This is a genomic window from Methylobrevis albus, assembly GCF_015904235.1.
Lineage (GTDB): Bacteria > Pseudomonadota > Alphaproteobacteria > Rhizobiales > Pleomorphomonadaceae > Methylobrevis_A > Methylobrevis_A albus.
The window spans coordinates 531,589-548,671 of record NZ_JADZLT010000050.1; the positions used below are offsets into that span (position 1 = coordinate 531,589).

The window sequence follows — 17,083 nt, forward strand, 5'->3', positions numbered from 1 at the left end:
AGGACCGCGGCATGGCGCACGACGAACCCGCGAAGGCTTCCGGTACCGGCAAGCTGGTGATCCGCAACATCGGCCTGCTGCTGAGCGGCGACATCGGCAACCCGATCCTCGACGCCGACACGATCATCGCCGCCGGCGGGCGGATCACGGCGGTCGGCAAGGCGAAGGACCTCGACCTCGACGGCGCCGAGACCGTGATCGACGCGCACGGCACCGTGCTGGCGCCCGGGCTGATCGACAGCCACGTGCATCCGGTCGCCGGCGACTGGACGCCGCGGCAGAACCAGCTCGGCTGGATCGATTCCACGTTGCACGGCGGCGTCACCACGATGATCTCGGCCGGCGAGGTGCACACCCCCGGCCGTCCGCGCGACATCGTCGGCCTGAAGGCGATGGCGATCTTCGCCCAGCGCGCCTTCACCGCCTTCCGCCCGAGCGGCGTCAAGGTGCACGCCGGCGCGCCGGTGATCGAGCCGGGCATGGTCGAGGAGGATTTCAAGGAGCTCGCCGCCGCCGGCGTGAAGCTGCTCGGCGAGGTCGGCCTCGGCGGCGTCAAGGACGGCGCGACGGCGCGCGAAATGGTGGCCTGGGCGCGGAAATACGGCATCCAGTCGACCATCCACACCGGCGGGCCGTCGATCCCCGGCTCCGGGCTGATCGGCGCCGACGTGGTGCTGGAGGCCGCGACCGACGTCGTCGGCCACATCAACGGCGGCCACACCGCCCTGCCCGACAAGGAAATCCGCTGCATCTGCGAGGGCTGCAAGGCCGGCCTCGAACTCGTGCACAACGGCAACGAGCGCGCCGCGCTCTATGCGATGCGCACCGCGCGCGAGATCGGCGAGCTGCACCGCGTCATCCTCGGCACCGACGGCCCGGCCGGCTCGGGCGTGCAGCCGCTCGGCATCGTGCGCATGGTCTCGATGCTGTCGTCGCTCGGCGACGTGCCGGCCGAGATCGCCTTCTGCTTTGCCACCGGCAACACCGCCCGCATGCGCAGCCTCGACTGCGGCCTGATCGAGGTCGGCCGCGCGGCGGATTTCGTGTTCATGGACAAGGCGCAGCACTCGGCGGGGACGGACTTCCTCGATTCGATCCGGCTCGGCGACCTGCCGGGCATCGGCATGACGGTGATCGACGGCGTGGTGCGGACGGGGCGCAGCCGGAACACGCCGCCGGCGGAGAAGGTGCCGGCGGTGGTGGGGGGGTAGGTTTTGGGGTTTGGTCGTTGCGGGTGCGGAGGTTTCCCGCCGCCGCTGCTGACCCCTCCCGACCCAGCTTCGCGTCGAGGGGTGGGATCAGTTCGTTCACGGCTACGTCTCATCGGTCGTCATCCCCGCGAAAGCGGGGATCCAACTGTCCGCACGAGAGGCGTTGGTGGATGGTCCTCGGCACGGGCCGCAACTTCCGCCCACGCGGAGAGTTGGATCCCCGCTTTCGCGGGGATGACGGCGGAGGGGACGGAGGACGCGGCGAGGCTGCTGACCCCTCCCGACCCCGCTTCGCGGGGCCACCCTCCCCACGAGGGGGAGGGATGTTTTCACCGCAGCGTCAGTGCGTTAGGAATCCCTCCCCCTTGTGGGGATGTGCAGCAGGCGGAGGAGACCCGTGGCTCCGGAGCAGGGGTGGCCCGGCGCAGCCGGGTCGGGAGGGGTTTCGGCGTCGGCGGCCTGTCGCGGCGCGAGCCCGAAGAGCACCGCGCCCCTACTTCGTCCCGTACATCCGGTCCCCCGCATCCCCCAGCCCCGGCACGATGTAGCCCTTCTCGTTGAGGTGGCTGTCGATCGAGGCGGTGTAGATCGGCACGTCGGGGTGGGCGCCGCGGAAGCGCTCGACGCCTTCGGGGGCGGCGAGCAGGCAGACGAAGCGGAGGTCCTTCGCGCCGCGCTCCTTCAGCCGCTCGACGGCGGCGACGGCGGAGTTGGCGGTGGCGAGCATCGGATCGACGACGATGGTGAGCCGGCTCGCGATATCCTCGGGCGCCTTGAAGTAATATTCGACCGCCGTCAGCGTTTTTGGATCGCGGTAGAGGCCGATGTGGGCGACGCGGGCGGCGGGGACGAGGTCGAGCATGCCTTCGAGCAGGCCGTTGCCGGCGCGCAGCACCGAGGCGAACACCAGCTTCTTGCCGACCAGCATCGGCGCCTGCATCGGCCCGAGCGGCGTGTCGATGTCGACGAGCTCGAGCTCGAGGTCGCGCGTCACCTCGTAGCAGAGCAGCGTCGCGATCTCGCGCAGCAGCTGGCGGAAGCCGGCCGTCGAGGTTTCCTTGTCGCGCATGATGGTGAGCTTGTGCTGCACCAGCGGATGGCCGATGACCGTGACGCCGTCCATGAAACCCCCGTTGCCCGTGATGTCGCGGGCAATCTATCCCGCTGTAGCCATGGAAAGAAGCGCCTTTGCGCGGCGTCCACGGCGATCGCGCGGCCCGATCAGTCGTACCAGAGGCTCACCGCGGCCATGCCCGGCGGGATCGGCAGCTGCTCGCACTTGTAGTGGTCGAAGAAGCCGGTGCTGATCTCGTCCGGCGCATACTCCTCCGGGATCCAGTCCGCGACCTCTTCCTCCGATGCCGAAGTCACGATCCAGATGGTGTCCGAAAACGGCCAGTAGTTGCCACCATCCCAGCTCGTGACCATCACGTAGACATTGTCGACATCGGCGCGGTCGCGAATCGATTCCAGAAAGCTGCGAATGTCCGCCAGCGGCGGCGGGGGGTCGGAAAGATTGCCCCAGATGCAGCCCTCGTCGGTATTGCCGTCGAAGAACTCTTCGAGCGACAGCATGGGAAGAACGGTTTCCGGGACAGCCGCGCGCTCTTCCGTGCTCAGCCGGGCGGTGAAGGGCAGGAACTGACGGATGCGGACGCGCTCCAGCACCCTGAGGAAGGCCGGCGACGGGTCTTCGATCCGGAGCTTGCTATCGTGCGCGGCATAGTACTCGTTGATGGACTTGACCAGATCGTTCATCCGAGGCCCCTGAAAACTGCAAGCGAGAGTGTCAAAACACCGTTCCGTCGCTCACCACGAGAATCGGCGGCCCGCCGCCCTCGCGCGTCTCGCGCGCGATCTGCCGGCCGGCGGCCCAGGTGCCGCCTTCGAGCACCTTGGCGAGCGGCAGGCTGACCCGGTCGAGGCCGAGCTTCTCCCGGATCGCGTCGGCGATGCGGTCGAGCAGGGCGACGGTGAGCGCGCGCCACTCGACCACCAGCGCCGAGTCGACGGCGTGCGCGACCTCCGCCTCGGCCGGATCTCTCAGGGCGATGACGCCGAGATCGACGAACAGGCCGCCGTTGCGGTACTCGGCGAGGCCGGTCAGGCCGTCGACGTCGGTCACCCTGATGCCGGCCGCTTCCAGCGGCTCGATCAGCGAATAGGACAGCCACTGCGACAGCTTGTGGAACGGCACGAGGCCGGAAGTCTCGTCGGCCGTCACCAGCGCCGGGTGCTGCCAGCAATCGCCGAGGTCGACGCCGCCGACCCGGATCCGCCCCGGCCAGATGCCGCCGAGGCCGGCGAGCACGGTTTCGAGGATCACCGGCGCCGGAAGCTGGCCGGCCACCGCCTTCGCGGCGAGCGCGTCGTAGAGGCCGCCCGGGCGCGGCGTGTCGACGATGCCGAACACCTCCGGCGCGCCGGCGACGACCTGGCCGAGGCGGTTGAGCAGGTTGGCGCGCCCCTCCAGCGCGACCAGCGGATTGGCGGCGTCGGCCTGGAAGCCGGTGGCGAGTTCCTCGGCCGACAGCGCGGCGAGCGCGCGGGCGTCGGCGCGGAACGGGTCGCCGGGATCGGCCGAGAACAGGCCCGAGACGAACATCGCGACGCTCGCCACCGCCAGCCCCTCGGAGCGCGTGAAGACCTCGCCGGTGATGACGTCGGCATAGCTCCATTTCGGCCCGGCACCCGCGTCGAGCAGCACGGAGACGATGGCGAGGTCGAAGGCGGCGCGGGCCGCCTCCGCCGGATCGGCGAAATCGCGCACGTCGCTGATGAAGGCCCAGCGGTCGAGCCCGCCCGCCTCGAAATGCCGCCAGCGGGCGTGGAACGGCACATCGAGGTCGGAGTAGTTGGCGCGCATCACGGCGATGACGTAGTCGGCCGCGGCGTCGAGGCGGGAGAGGTCGACGGTGAAGTGATCCAGCCGGCCGTCGAGGCCGAGGCCGAGCATCGCGTGCGCCCGGGCGCGGACGGCGGCGGCGGAGAGCAGGTCGGCCGGGGTCATGGGCGGGCTCCGGGGACGGGGGCGGGGGGATCGGAGCTGGCGGAGAGGCGGTCGTGCCCAACGGGCTCCCCCCCTCCCTGTCCCTCCCCCTCGAGGGGGGAGGGGAAGCAAGAGCCGCTGCGCCAGCCGTGTGGTCCCCTCCCCCCTCGAGGGGGAGGGACAGGGAGGGGGGGACGCGCCGCAGACACCGCGCACGCCGCTCGCGCTTCTCTTCCGCCCGTCCCCACCCTCAATACTCCTCGATCGGCCGGCCGCGGGTCGCCAGCAGGTCCTCGGCGTCGGGCGGGGTCTCGGGGGTAAAATACCCCGCGGCTTTCTTCGCCTCCATCTCGACGCGGGCGTCGATCGGGATCAGGTCGTCGGGGATCGGCACGCGCTCGCCGACCGCGATGCCGGAGCGGGTGATGGCGTCGTGCTTCATGTCGGACATCGAGACGAAGCGGTCGATGCGGGTGATGCCGAGCCAGTGCAGCACGTCGGGCATCAATTCCTGGAACCGCGCGTCTTGCACGCCGGCGACGCATTCGGTGCGCTCGAAGTATTTCGCGGCGGTGTCGCCGCCCTCCTGGCGCTTGCGGGCGTTGTAGACGAGGAACTTCGTCACCTCGCCGAGCGCCCGGCCCTCTTTCCGGTTGTAGACGACGAGGCCGGCGCCGCCGGCCTGCGCCTCGCGCACGCACTCCTCGATGCCGTGCACGAGATAGGGCCGGCAGGTGCAGATGTCCGAGCCGAACACGTCGGAGCCGTTGCATTCGTCATGCACGCGGCAGGTGAGGCGGCGGCGCGGGTCGGCGATCGCGGCCGGGTCGCCGAAGATGTAGAGGCTGATGCCGCCGATCGGCGGCAGGAAGGCTTCGAGGTCGGGCCGGGTGACGAGCTCGGGGTACATGCCGCCGGTCTGCTCGAACAGCGTGCGGCGCAGCTTCTCCTCCGAGACGCCGAAGCGCGCGGCGATGCCCGGCAGATGCCAGACCGGATCGACCGCGGCCTTGATCACCGAGATGTCGCCGTGCTCGCGGACGATCTCGCCGTCGACGGCGAGGCGCTTGTCGCGGATCGCCTGCTGCAGTTCGAACAGCGTCAGCCGCGCCTTGGTGACGGCGATCGTCGGCCGGATGTCGACGCCTTCCGCGATCAGGTCGGCGAAAGCGTCGGCGACGGTGTGGCCGAAGGGATCGAGCGAGACGATGCGGCCGGGCTCGGACCACTGCGGGAACGGGCCGAACGGCACCACGGGCATCGTGTTGGCGAGATCGGGGCGCTGGATCGGGTTGAGCGCGCCGGCCGAGACCGCGAGCGCGCGGTAGAGCGAATAGGAGCCGCCGTGGCTGCCGATGGTGTTGCGGTCGCCGGGGCGCGAGACGGTGCCGATCACCGGGCCGCGGTCACGCGGGTTGGCGGCGCCCCATTGCAGCGGAAACCGCACCGGCGCGCCGGCGCCCGGATGCGAGGTCAGGCGGATGTGGGTCGGCCGGTTGCCGCTGTCGCTCATGCGCTGCACATCGCGCGGGGTGCGAGACCCGGCGCCTCCAGTTCGTTCAAAGTCGAAATATGGCGGTTTCTCATGACGTTGGGAAGGGTGCCCCCGCGGGGTCCGGCGCGAAGGCGTCGAGGCGGGCGTGAAGCTGCGCCCGGGTCGCCGCGTCACAGAAGGCGGCGTCGGCCGCGGTGCGGCTGAAGGCGAGCAGCGCCGCCTCGTCCAATTTGAAGGTTTCGGCGACCGCCGCATACTCGCGGCCCATGCTGGTGGCGAAGAACGGCGGGTCGTCGGAGGAGATCGTCACCTTCACCCCGGCATCGCGCAGGCGGAGCAGCGGGTGTTCCGCAAGGCTCGGGAACACGCCGAGCGCGACGTTCGAGCCCGGGTTGACCTCGAGTACGATGCCGTCGGCGGCGAGGCGGCGGACGAGGTCCGGATCCTCGATCGCGCGGACGCCGTGGCCGATGCGGCGGACGGGCAGCGCGTCGAGCGTCGCGCGCACGCTGTCCGCGCCGCAGACCTCGCCGGCATGGGCGGTGAGGCTGAGCCCGGCTTCGGCGGCGATCGCGAAGGCCGGGGCGAAGGCGGCGACGTCGAACATGCGCTCGTCGCCGGCCATGCCGAAGCCGGTGACGCGCGGATGCGGGTTGTTCACCGCCGCTTCGGCGGCGGCGCGGGCGCGGTCGGGGCCGAAGTGGCGCTCGACCAACGGGATGATGCGGCCGACGATGCCGTGCGCGGCCTCGGCCCTGTCCATGCCGGCGGCGACACCGGCGACGTAGTCGGCATAGCCGAGGCCCTGGCGGGCGGCGTAGTCGGGCGAGAGGAACACCTCGGTGTAGATCACGCCCTCGGCGGCGGAGGCGGCGAGATAGGTTTCGGCGAGCTCGGCGAAGTCCTCCGGCGTCCGGAACACCTGCGCCGCGGCGTCGTAGGCGGCGATGAAGCTGGTGAAATCACTCCAGGCGTAACCGCCCGCCGGCGTGAACAGGCCGGAAAGGTCGATGCCGTGGCGGGCGGCGAGGCGGCGGACGAGATCCGGCGGCGCCGCGCCCTCGAGGTGGCAGTGGAGTTCGAGCTTCGGCAGGGCGGGATCGGGCAGGCGGGGCGACAGCGGCAAGATGGCCTCCGGCGGCGGCGGGACTGCGGCGAAAGTGGCACGGCGGCGGCGGGCGGCGCAACGGGCCGGTCTCGCGGCTTGACCGGGGCGGCGCGGCGGACGATCCATGACATTCGATGCAAATGAAGGACAAGCAGCATGGACGACCCGACCCTTCCCGGCACGGGCGCCCCGGACAGCCCGCCGATGGCCACCCCGGCGGCCGATGCCGTGCAGGCGGCGATCGACGGGCTCGGCATCCTGGCGCGGCGGCGGATCGAAGCGGAGATCATCCGGCCGATCCACGCCGAGATGAAGCGTCGCTTCGGCGCGGAGGCGGCGCGCGAGGTGCTGCGCGCCGCGATCACCGAAGCGGCGATCGCGGCGGGGGCCCGCTTCGCCGGCGCCGAAGCCGGGCCGGTCGACCTCACCAGCTTTGCGGCGCTGCAGCCGCTCTGGCGCAAGGACGACGCGCTCGAGATCGAGGTGCTGGCCGAGACGCCGGACCGCTTCGACTATGACGTCACCCGCTGTCGCTACGCCGAGATGTACCACGGCATGGGCCTCGGCGAGATCGGCGACGTGCTCTCCTGCCAGCGCGACGCCAGCTTCTGCACCGGCTACAACCCGGCGATCACCATGGAGCGGACGACCACGATCATGCAGGGCGGCAAGCGCTGCGATTTCCGCTACCGGATGAAGGGGGACACCAAGCCCGAGCCGGACGGACGCTGAGCCCGTCTGGCTGTCCCGTGCGGGAAGCGGCCTAGCCGGCGTTGGCGCGCGCCGGCTGCGACGGCGCGGCGTGCGGGGCTGCCGACTGGTTTGCCGCCGGAAGGGTGAGGACAGGCGGACTTGCAACCTGCCGGACGGGCGCCGACGGAGACAGGGCTTCGCCGCCGACGTCGTCGTCGAGGCTCGGCATGCCCGGCTCCAGCGTGATCTCCAGTTCCGACATCCGCCGCGAAACCCGTTCGATCGCCACGCCCTCGAAGACGAGTTGCCGGCGCAATCCACGCAGGCGCTGCAGCTTCTGATAATACCAGTTGGCGCGCGCCGTCAGTTTCAGCTCCTTGTTCAGCGTCAGGCAGAGGCCGGGAACCAGTGCCACGACGCCGGCAAGAACACGGTACTCGTCGGTGACCAGCATGGTGCCGCCGGCCGCCGCGCTGCCGATGATCGCCGCCACGAACATGAGCTGGCTCGAAAAATAGTTTCGTCGCGCCGCGAACCGCGTCTGTCGAATGGACGCGTCGATGTCCGCTAGCAAAGTCTGGTCGTTGCTCATCGTCGAATCCCCCCTTGCGAGTGGTGACGATCCCGCTGCGGCTGCGGTTTCGACCTACAGGCGCACCGTGCCGGCCGGATCGGTCCGATCGGCGGCGAGGCCGTCGATCACGGCCTCGATTACGGTCTGCATGGTCGCCGGCGCCTCGCCGTCGGCAACGGCGAGCGCGGCACGATCGAACGCGGACGACAGCAGCAGCGCCAGCGGGCGGGCCGGCACGACGGGAAACCGGCCAGCCGCGATTGCCGCCTCGACGCCGAGTTGAAGCTCGTTCAGCCCGCCGCGCGCTTCATCGAGTTCATCCACACCGGCACGGCCGAGCACGGCCGGGGCGTCGAGCAGCAGCAGCCGGGTTCGCCCCTCTGCCTGCATGGCGGCAAGGAACGCCGCGCCGCCCGATTTCAACGCCGCCACCGGGTCCATCGCCGCCGGGGCAGCGGCGGCGATATCGGCTGCGACCGCCTCGAACTCCGCTGCGACGACCGCCCGGAACAGCGCCGCCTTGTCCTCGAAGTGATGGTAGAGCGCGCCGCGGGTGACGCCGGCGGCGGCGACGATGTCGGGTGTCGCCGTCTCGGCATAGCCGCGCGCGACGAACAGCGCCCGCGCCGCGCCGAGCAGCGCCTGCCGCGTCGTGTCGCTGCGCTCGCGATTGCTGCGGCGGGCGGGGGGAACTTGCATGCGTGCAGCCTGTATGTTATTTGATCGCTATTGACATGCAGACTGTATGTTTCCAGTGATGTGAAGGGAAGCCCGTCATGCGTTCCACCTCCTACTATCCCGTGCTGATGGTCGACGACGTCGCGGCGACCGCCGCCTTCTACGTCCGCCATTTCCGCTTCCGCCCGCTGTTCGAGGCGGACTGGTACGCGCATCTGCAGTCGGCCGAGGACGAGAGCGTCAACCTCGGGCTGGTCGCGGCGACCCACGAGACGATCCCGGCCGCAGGCCGGGCCACGGCGCGCGGGCTGTTGCTCAACTTCGAGGTGGCGGATGTCGACGCGGAGTATGCCGCGGCGACGGCGGCCGGCCTGCCGATCCTGCTCACCCTGCGCGACGAAGCCTTCGGCCAGCGGCATTTCATCACCGCCGACCCGAACGGCGTGTTGATCGACGTGATCCGGCCGATCCCGCCGTCGGGGGAATATGTGGCGGCCTATGCGGAGGGGGCGGCGGGGATGTGAGCGGCGAGTGATGGGCCGAGGTGGCAGCCGCCTGGAACCGACTTACTGCTGTCCTGTTTCGGCCGCATCGATCCTGTTCTACGGGTTGATGACAAGGACTCAGTGCCGATCGCGCCGATGCCCCGGCTTTTCCCTCGCCCTTCGAGACAGGCGCTTCGCGCCTTCCTCAGGATGAGGGAAAAGAACAAGCGTCTGAAAGAACGAAAGAAACCCCCTCGAAGGCCTCATCTTGAGGAGGCCCGGAACGGGCCGTCTCGAAGGGCGAGACCGGGTGCGCCGGCCTATCCCCCGACGACCGACCAGACAGCCTTGGACGACGTCCCCGGCCGGCCTCAGATCATCGCCGTGCCATGCCGGCCCGGGGCGAGGCCGAGCCATTTGGCGGCGGTTTCGCCGATGTCGGCGAAGCTGTCGCGGCGGCCGGCGGAGCCGGGTTCGAGGCCGGGGCCGGCGAGGAGCACCGGCACCTGCTCGCGGGTGTGGTCGGTGCCCGGCCAGGTCGGGTCGCAGCCGTGGTCGGCGGTGAGGATCAGGAGGTCGCCGGGCCGCAGCGCCGCGGTGAGCTCCGGCAGGCGCCGGTCGAAGGCCTCCAGCGCAGCGGCGTAGCCGGCGACGTCGCGGCGGTGGCCGTAGAGCATGTCGAAGTCGATGAAGTTGGTGAAGACGAGGTCGCCGGCGCCGGCGCGGCCGATCGCGGCGAGCGTCGCGTCCATCAGCGCGGCGTTGCCGCCGGCCTTCACCACCTCGTCGACGCCGACGTGGGCGAAGATGTCGCCGATCTTGCCGACGCCGACCACCCGGCCGCCGGCGGCGCCGACGCGGCTGAGCAGCGTCGGCTCGGGCGGCGGCACGGCGTAGTCGCGGCGGTTCGCCGTGCGCACGAAAGTGGCGGCGCTGTCGCCGGTGAACGGGCGCGAGATGATGCGGCCGATGCCGAGCGGGTCGACGAGGCGGCGGGCGATGCGGCAGACGGCGTCGAGCCGATCGAGGCCGAAATGCGTCTCGTGCACCGCGATCTGCAGCACCGAATCGGCGGAGGTGTAGCAGATCGGCTTGCCGGTGCGGACGTGCTCCTCGCCGAGTTCGGCGATGATCTCGGTACCCGAGGCGTGGCAGTTGCCGAGGATGCCGGGGAGCTCCGCCTCGCGGATCAGCGCGTCGGTGAGGCCCGCCGGGAAGCAGGGCACGGTGTTCGGGAAATAGCCCCAGTCGAACGGCACCGGCACGCCGGCGATCTCCCAGTGGCCCGACGGCGTGTCCTTGCCCTTCGAGCGCTCGGCGGCCACCGCCCAGACCCCCGTCGGCCAGACCTCGGCCATGCCGACCGGAAAGGCGCCGGTGGCGGCGTGGGCCGCCATGCCGAGGCCGAGCGCCTCGAGGTTCGGCAGCTTCAGCTGCCCGGCGCGGCCGTGGCCGTCGGCTTGGCCGGCGGCGCAGGCGGCGGCGATGTGGCCGAGGGTGTCGGCGCCGGCATCGCCGAAGGCGGCGGCGTCCGGCGCGCCGCCGATGCCGAAGGAATCGAGGACCATCAGGAATACGCGGGGCATCGCAACGGAACCTTTCATCGGGGGCCGTCTCGCGGCCGGCGTCGCTGCGAGGCAAGCCGCGCGTCGCATCGCGCGGGCGGCACGGGGCGCAAAACTGCGCTATGACCGGAGCCGCGTCGCAGACCCGGCGCCACGCCCCACCGCCGGCCACGCCGGCCCCGCACCGGAGACGCCATGGCGGCCCGCATCCGCGCCGTGCTGTTCGACAAGGACGGCACCCTTCTCGACTATCACCGCACCTGGGGGCCGATCAACCGCGGCGCCGCCGCGATCGCCGGCGCCGGCGACGCGGACCTCGCCGCCCGGCTGCTCAGCGTCGGCGGCATGGACGACGCGACCGGCATCACCCGCGCCGACAGCCTGCTCGCCGCCGCCAACACCGCCGAGATCGCCGCCGGCTGGATCGCCGCCGGCAGCCCGCTCGGCCAGGACGAACTCACCGCCGCGCTCGACGCGCTGTTCACCGCCGCGGCCGACGGCGGCTTTGCCGTCACCGACCTGCCGGCGCTGTTTACGGCGCTGAAGGCGCGCGGGCTGAAGCTCGGCATCGCCTCCAGCGACAGCGAGGGCGCGATCCGCCGCTTCGCCGCGCACCACGGCATCGACGGCCTGCTCGATTTCATCGCCGGCTACGACAGCGGCCACGGCGTCAAGCCGGGCGGCGGCATGGTGACCGCGTTCGCCGCGGCCGTCGGCGTGCCGGCCGCGGACGTGGCGGTCGCGGGCGACAACCTGCACGACATGGCGATGGCGAAGGCCGGCGGCGCGGGCCTGCGCATCGGCGTGCTCACCGGCACCGGCACGGCCGCGACGCTCGGCCCGGCGAGCGACATGGTACTCGAGAGCGTGGCGGAGCTTCCCGCGGCGCTCGGCATCGCCGGCGACTGACGGGCGCATCAACGGCGTTTCAACGACACGTGTCTTGACCCGCCGCCGCGCCCCGGCGAGCACTATCTGAGATCTTGTCGTCACTTGCCCTTAGTCGTCGCTTGTCCCTGGAGCAGACCTTGCCGCAGATCCCCGCCGCCGTTCGCCTGCTCGCCGCCGCCGCCTGCCTCACCACCGGCCTCGCCGGGAGCGCCTCCGCGGCCGACCCGTCCGACTGGCCCGGGCTGCTCGCCGAGGCGAAGGGGGAGACGGTGTATTTCCATGCCTGGGGCGGCTCGGAGCCGATCAACGACTACCTCGCCTGGGCGGCCCGCGAGATGGCGGCGCGCTACGGCGTGACGGTCGAGCACGTCAAGGTGGGCGATACGGCGACCGTGGTGCAGACGGTGCTTGCCGAGAAATCGGCCGGGCGGACCACGGGCGGCAGCGTCGACCTCGTCTGGATCAACGGCGAGAACTTCGCCGCCATGAAGCGGCAGGGCCTCTTGCGCGATGCGCCGTGGGCCGACCAGCTGCCGAACTTCCGTTACGTCGACACCGCCGGCAAGCCGACGACGACGCTCGACTTCACCATTCCAGTCGAGGGGCTGGAGGCGCCGTGGGGCATGGCGCAGCTGGTGTTCTTCCATGACAGCGCCACCGTCGCCGCACCGCCGAAGAGCGCCGCCGCCCTGCTCGCCTATGCCGAGGCCAACCTAGGCCGGCTGACCTATCCGCAGCCGCCGGATTTCGTCGGCTCGACCTTCCTGAAGCAGCTCGCGGCCGAACTCGTCGCCGACCCGGCCGTGCTGCAGCAGCCGGTGGACGATGCGAGCTTCGATGCCGTCACCGCGCCGCTGTTTTCCTATCTCGACGCGCTGACGCCGCATCTCTGGCGCCAGGGCAAGGCCTATCCGCAGAGCTCGACGGCGCTGATGCAGCTCTTCGCCGACGACGAGATCGACCTTTCTTTCGCTTTCAACCCGGCCGCGGCGTCGAACGCGATCGCCAGCGGGGAACTGCCGGAGAGCGTGCGCGGCTACGTCTTCGACGGCGGCACGATCGGCAACACCCACTTCGTCGCGGTGCCGTTCAACGCCAACGCCGCCGCGGGCGCGATGGTGCTCGCCGACTTCCTGATGTCGCCGGAAGCCCAGGCGCGGAAGGAAGACGCCGCCGTCTGGGGCGACCCGACCGTGCTCGCCGTCGAAGCGCTGCCGGACGCCGACAAGGCGCGCTTTGCCGCCGCCACCCGCGGCGTCGCGACGCCCTCGCCCGCCGAGCTCGGCCGCGCCCTGCCCGAGCCGCACCCCTCGTGGATGGAGCGGATCGAGGCGGCGTGGACGGCGCGCTATGGCGCGAGCTGAGCCGGCGGCGGCAGGCTCCCCGGCCCTCGGCCTCTTTCCCGTCGCGCTGATCGCGCTGCTCGCAGCCCCCGTGCTCGCCGGGCTCGCCGGCGTCGCGCTGCCGGCGTTCGGCTGGCTGCCGGCGCTCGGCGGCGAGCGGTTGTCGCTGGGCGCCTTCGCGGCGCTGGCCGAGCGGCCGGGCATCGCGCGCTCGGCGCTGCTGTCGCTGTGGACCGGGCTCGGCTCGGCGCTGCTCGCCTTCGTCGCCACGGTGCTGTTCGTCGCGGGCTTTGCCGGGACACGGACGTTTTCGGTGCTGCGCGGGCTGATCTCACCGCTGCTGTCGCTGCCGCATGCGGCGGCGGCGATCGGGCTCGCCTTCCTCGTCTCGCCGTCCGGCTGGCTGATCCGCCTCGCCTCGCCGTGGGCGACCGGCTGGACCCGGCCGCCGGATCTCCTCGTGATCAACGACCCGGCCGGGACGGCGCTGCTGCTCGGCCTTGCCGCCAAGGAAGTGCCGTTCCTGATGCTGATGACGCTGGCGGCGCTCGGGCGCGGCGGCGGGGCGGCGACCGCGATGGTGACGGCGAGCCTCGGCTACGGCCGCGTCACCGGCTTCCTGCTCGCGGTGCTGCCGCGGCTCTATCCGCAGATCCGGCTGCCGATCTTCGCGGTGATCGCCTATGCGACCAGCACCGTCGACATGGCGCTGGTGCTCGGCCCGACGACGCCGCCGACGCTCGCCGTCGCCCTCGTCCGGCTCGCCGCCGACCCCGACCTCGCGGTGCGCTTCGAGGCCTCGGCGGCGGCGCTGCTGCAACTCGGCGTCACGGCCTCGGCGCTGGCGATCTGGATGCTCGGCGAGCGGGCGGCGGCCATGCTTGCCCGCCGCGCGGCGCGGCGCGGGCGACGCGACCATTTTGATAACGCGCTCGCCGCCGCCGGCCTCGCCGGGACGGGGCTGGCGGCGGCGGCGGTCGGCGCGGGGCTCGTCTCGCTCGGCCTCTGGTCGGTCGCGGAACAGTGGCGCTTTCCGGCGGGCCTGCCGGATTCGGTTTCGCTGGAGCGCTGGTCCGCGGCGCTGCCGGAGCTCGTCGCCACCGTCGGCACCACGGCCGCCCTTGCCGCAGCCTCGACGGCGATCGCGCTGGTGCTGGTGCTCGGCAGCCTCGAGGCGGCCGAGCGGCGCGGCAGCAAAGGGCTCGCCGGGGCGGGGCTGATCTATCTGCCGCTGCTGGTGCCGCAGGTGGCGTTCCTGTTCGGGCTGCAGGTGCTGCTGCTCGCCGCAGGCGTCACGCCGGGCCTCGCGCCGGTGCTGCTCGCGCATCTCGTCTTCGTCGTACCCTATGTGGCGCTGTCGCTGGAAGACCCCTGGCAGGCGTTCGACCGGCGCTATGCGCGCGCCGCGGCGGCGCTCGGCGCCAGCCCGGCGCGGATCTTCTGGCGGATCCGGCTGCCGCTGCTCGCCCGGCCGGTGGCGACGGCGGCGGCCGTCGGCTTCGCGGTCTCGGTCGGGGTCTACCTGCCGACGCTGCTCGCCGGCGGCGGGCGGGTCGTGACGCTGACCACGGAGGCGGTGGCCCGCGCCGGCGGCAGCGATCGGCGCACGCTGGCGATCTATGCGCTGGCCCAGACGCTGCTGCCGTTCGCCGGGTTCGTGGCGGCGGCGCTGCTGCCGCGGCTCGTGCATCGCGGACAGCGCGCGGCGGGGGGCGTGCGATGAGCGGTCAGCCGGACTGCCTGCGGCTCGAAGGGGTGCGCATCACGCGCGGCGGCGAGGTGCTGCTTGGCGCCGATTTTGCCGTCGCGCCCGGTACGGCGACGACGGTGATGGGTCCGTCGGGATCGGGCAAGTCGACGCTGCTCGCCTTCCTTGCCGGCTTCCTCGACCCGGCGTTCATGGCGGAAGGCCGCGTGCGGCTCGGCGACGACGACCTCACCCGGCTGCCGCCGCAGGCGCGCCGGCTCGGCCTGATGTTTCAGGATGACCTGCTGTTCCCGCATCTCGATGTCGCCGGCAACCTCTTGTTCGCGCTGCCCGCAGCCGTGCGCGGCCGCGCGGCGCGGCGCAGCGCGGTGGATGCTGCGCTCGGCGAGGTCGGGCTGGAGGGCTTCGGCGACCGCGATCCGGCGACGCTGTCGGGCGGGCAGCGCGCGCGCGTCGCGCTGATGCGCACGCTGATCGCCCGGCCGCGGGCGCTGCTGCTCGACGAGCCGTTCTCGCGGCTTGACCGCTCGCTGCGCGGCCAGGTGCGCGATCTCGTGTTCGGGGTGGCGCGGGCGCGGCGGCTGCCGGTGCTGCTCGTCACGCACGACGAGGAGGACGCCGCGGCGGCGGGCGGTCCGGTGGTTTCGCTACGCGCGATGTGAGGATCGGACGGGGCTAGGGTTCAGTCCGGAAAAAGTCAGGCCGAGACGGCACCCCGGTCAAAAAAACAGGCCGGCATTGCCGGCCTGAGTCTGGGAGGAAAGGTCAAGAGTCGGACGTAAGCTCGGGAGGAACCTTCGACACGCGACAACTCCGATAGCTGAATCTTCGCACCGCGCCCGATTCCGCGCCATATCAAAAGATAGGCGAATCATGCCTGTTTTTTAGGCGAGAGCGCTGCGGTGGGGGCGTGGGGGAGCAACGATCACGAAGTCCGCGGTCAATCCCTTTTGCGCTGACTGTCAGTCGTCATTCCCGCGAAAGCGGGAATCCAACTCTCCAGGCGTGAGGCGCCCCGCCGTTGGGCAACGCGTGGCAACGACGAGCGCCTGATGCAGGCTCGTCGATTGGTGAGTTGGATTCCCGCTTTCGCGGGAATGACGGAGGCTAGGCTTTTGCCCGCCTCACTGGAAGTGACCGCCAGCCCGGTCAGAGCTGATGACCTTCGTGGATTGATCAGGACCAGATGCGGCCGTCGAGGTTGATCAGGAAGGCGCGCGGATTGCGGGCGTAGCCGATCAGGCCGGCGAGCGCCGGGCGCGGATGCACGATCACCGCGGTCGCCATGCCGGCGAGCAGCGCGTTGTGCGGCGCCTTGTCCTCGAAGGCGGCGCGGAAGCGGCCGCTGCGCAGCACGTCGGCGATGCGCGGCGCGATGCCGCCGGCGAGATAGACGCCGCCGTGGGCGAGGAAGACGAGGGCGAGGTTGCCGACGGTGCGGCCGAGGTATTCGGCGAAGAGTTCGACCGCCTCGCGCGCCGCGGGCTCGCCGGCCTCGGCGGCGGCGGTGACGGCGGCCGGGGTGTCGAGCGGCGCCGGCAGGCCGTCGGTCGCCGCGATCGCGCGGTAGAGGCGCAGCAGGCCCGAGCCGCAGACCAGCGTCTCGCCGGAAATCCGCCCGCCGGTGCGCTCGACATGCGGCCAGATCGCGTTGTCGCGGTCGGTCATCGGGGCGAGGTCGATGTGGCCGCCCTCGCCCGCGACGGGCACCCAGCTGCCGCCGACGTTGAGCAGGCCGGCGGCGCCGAGGCCGGTGCCCGGGCCGACGACGATGCGGTTGCCGGTCGGCGGCGGCACCTGCGGCCCGATCGGCGCGAGGTCGTCGCCGGCGAGCGTCGGCAGCGCGAGCGAGAGCGCCTCGAAGTCGTTGAACAGCAGCACCTGGTCGAGGCCGAAGGCGTCGATCAGCGCGCGCGGCTCGATGATCCAGTGGCAGTTGGTGAGCGGCGTGCGCTCCTCCTGGATCGGGCCGGCGACGGCGAAGACCAGCGATCTGGGCACCAGGTCGGTGCGGGGCAACACGCCGTCGCGCACCGCGTCGACCGGTGTCGCGAAGTCGCGCGTTTCGAGATTGCCCGGATAGACCGGCTCGCCGTCCGGCGTCTCGAGCAGCGCGAAGCGCGCGTTCGTGCCGCCGATGTCGGCGAAGAGCACCGGAAAGCTGAGGGCATCCAGGGTCTCGCGCATCCGGTCTCCGAGAGGTTTGGTGTCGTTCGGAACGTGGCTGCGGCCGGTTCGTTCCGCGCGGGGCGGGCGGGTGTCAGCGGGGTATACCGACTTTCGGCAGCGTTGACAAAGTGCCCCGCGCGCCGGACCGGTGCCGAAAAATCGCCCGGAAAAATT

Annotated in this window: 16 protein-coding genes; 7 read left to right on the forward strand and 9 right to left on the reverse strand. The window is 71.6% G+C overall.

What is annotated here, in order from left to right:
* The first annotated feature begins 11 nt into the window (after window positions 1-11).
* Window positions 12-1,211, forward strand: a complete 1,200-nt coding sequence (locus I5731_RS12140; protein ID WP_197311640.1) for an amidohydrolase family protein — start codon at window positions 12-14, stop codon at window positions 1,209-1,211.
* A 493-nt stretch (window positions 1,212-1,704) separates the two neighbouring features.
* Here I5731_RS12140 and upp read toward each other — a convergent pair whose 3' ends face one another.
* The 5 genes from upp to I5731_RS12165 form a co-directional block, all read right to left on the reverse strand.
* Window positions 1,705-2,334, reverse strand: a complete 630-nt coding sequence (upp, locus tag I5731_RS12145; protein WP_197311641.1) for a uracil phosphoribosyltransferase — start codon at window positions 2,332-2,334, stop codon at window positions 1,705-1,707.
* 98 nt (window positions 2,335-2,432) lie between these two features.
* Window positions 2,433-2,969, reverse strand: coding sequence for a hypothetical protein (locus tag I5731_RS12150; RefSeq protein WP_197311642.1), 537 nt, complete (start codon window positions 2,967-2,969; stop codon window positions 2,433-2,435).
* A gap of 31 nt (window positions 2,970-3,000) precedes the next feature.
* Entirely contained in the window at window positions 3,001-4,221 is a 1,221-nt protein-coding gene (locus I5731_RS12155; protein ID WP_197311643.1) for a URC4/urg3 family protein, read from the reverse strand.
* Between the two features lie 229 nt (window positions 4,222-4,450).
* Window positions 4,451-5,713, reverse strand: coding sequence for a GTP cyclohydrolase II (locus I5731_RS12160; protein WP_197311644.1), 1,263 nt, complete (start codon window positions 5,711-5,713; stop codon window positions 4,451-4,453).
* A gap of 70 nt (window positions 5,714-5,783) precedes the next feature.
* Window positions 5,784-6,821, reverse strand: a complete 1,038-nt coding sequence (locus I5731_RS12165; RefSeq protein ID WP_328838710.1) for an adenosine deaminase — start codon at window positions 6,819-6,821, stop codon at window positions 5,784-5,786.
* A gap of 186 nt (window positions 6,822-7,007) precedes the next feature.
* Between I5731_RS12165 and I5731_RS12170 the strand changes: the two genes are divergently transcribed.
* A complete protein-coding gene (locus I5731_RS12170; RefSeq protein ID WP_197311728.1) occupies window positions 7,008-7,535 on the forward strand; it encodes an L-2-amino-thiazoline-4-carboxylic acid hydrolase in 528 nt (175 codons plus the stop codon).
* Window positions 7,536-7,566: 31 nt separating this feature from the next.
* Here the strand turns inward: I5731_RS12170 and I5731_RS12175 are convergent, their stop codons facing one another.
* Complete coding sequence (locus I5731_RS12175) at window positions 7,567-8,088, reverse strand: hypothetical protein (protein WP_197311646.1); 522 nt, start codon at window positions 8,086-8,088, stop codon at window positions 7,567-7,569.
* Between the two features lie 54 nt (window positions 8,089-8,142).
* Complete coding sequence (locus I5731_RS12180) at window positions 8,143-8,769, reverse strand: TetR/AcrR family transcriptional regulator (RefSeq protein WP_197311647.1); 627 nt, start codon at window positions 8,767-8,769, stop codon at window positions 8,143-8,145.
* Window positions 8,770-8,846: 77 nt separating this feature from the next.
* Here I5731_RS12180 and I5731_RS12185 point away from each other — a divergent pair, with 77 nt between their 5' ends.
* The gene (locus tag I5731_RS12185) at window positions 8,847-9,272 is read left to right on the forward strand and encodes a VOC family protein (protein ID WP_197311648.1); all 426 of its coding nucleotides are present in this window, start codon (window positions 8,847-8,849) and stop codon (window positions 9,270-9,272) included.
* Between the two features lie 332 nt (window positions 9,273-9,604).
* On the opposite strand, the gene I5731_RS12190 is transcribed toward I5731_RS12185, so the two are convergent.
* Window positions 9,605-10,819 carry a phosphopentomutase gene (locus tag I5731_RS12190; RefSeq protein ID WP_197311649.1) on the reverse strand — a complete coding sequence of 405 codons (1,215 nt, stop codon included), beginning with the start codon at window positions 10,817-10,819 and terminating at the stop codon, window positions 9,605-9,607.
* Window positions 10,820-10,993: 174 nt separating this feature from the next.
* Between I5731_RS12190 and I5731_RS12195 the strand changes: the two genes are divergently transcribed.
* From I5731_RS12195 to I5731_RS12210, 4 genes are all read left to right on the forward strand, one after another.
* Window positions 10,994-11,707 (forward strand): HAD family hydrolase, encoded by a 714-nt coding sequence (locus I5731_RS12195; protein ID WP_197311650.1) that lies wholly within the window; start codon window positions 10,994-10,996, stop codon window positions 11,705-11,707.
* A 128-nt stretch (window positions 11,708-11,835) separates the two neighbouring features.
* The gene (locus I5731_RS12200; RefSeq protein ID WP_197311729.1) at window positions 11,836-13,053 is read left to right on the forward strand and encodes an ABC transporter substrate-binding protein; all 1,218 of its coding nucleotides are present in this window, start codon (window positions 11,836-11,838) and stop codon (window positions 13,051-13,053) included.
* The gene (locus I5731_RS12205; RefSeq protein ID WP_197311651.1) at window positions 13,040-14,755 is read left to right on the forward strand and encodes an ABC transporter permease; all 1,716 of its coding nucleotides are present in this window, start codon (window positions 13,040-13,042) and stop codon (window positions 14,753-14,755) included. Before I5731_RS12200 ends, I5731_RS12205 begins: the two co-directional genes overlap by 14 nt.
* Window positions 14,752-15,402 (forward strand): ATP-binding cassette domain-containing protein, encoded by a 651-nt coding sequence (locus tag I5731_RS12210; RefSeq protein ID WP_197311652.1) that lies wholly within the window; start codon window positions 14,752-14,754, stop codon window positions 15,400-15,402. The genes I5731_RS12205 and I5731_RS12210 overlap by 4 nt, the downstream gene beginning before the upstream one ends.
* Window positions 15,403-15,916: 514 nt before the next feature.
* Here the strand turns inward: I5731_RS12210 and I5731_RS12215 are convergent.
* Window positions 15,917-16,927: a glucokinase gene (locus tag I5731_RS12215; RefSeq protein WP_197311653.1), complete on the reverse strand. Its 1,011-nt coding sequence runs from the start codon at window positions 16,925-16,927 to the stop codon at window positions 15,917-15,919.
* Window positions 16,928-17,083 lie beyond the last annotated feature (156 nt).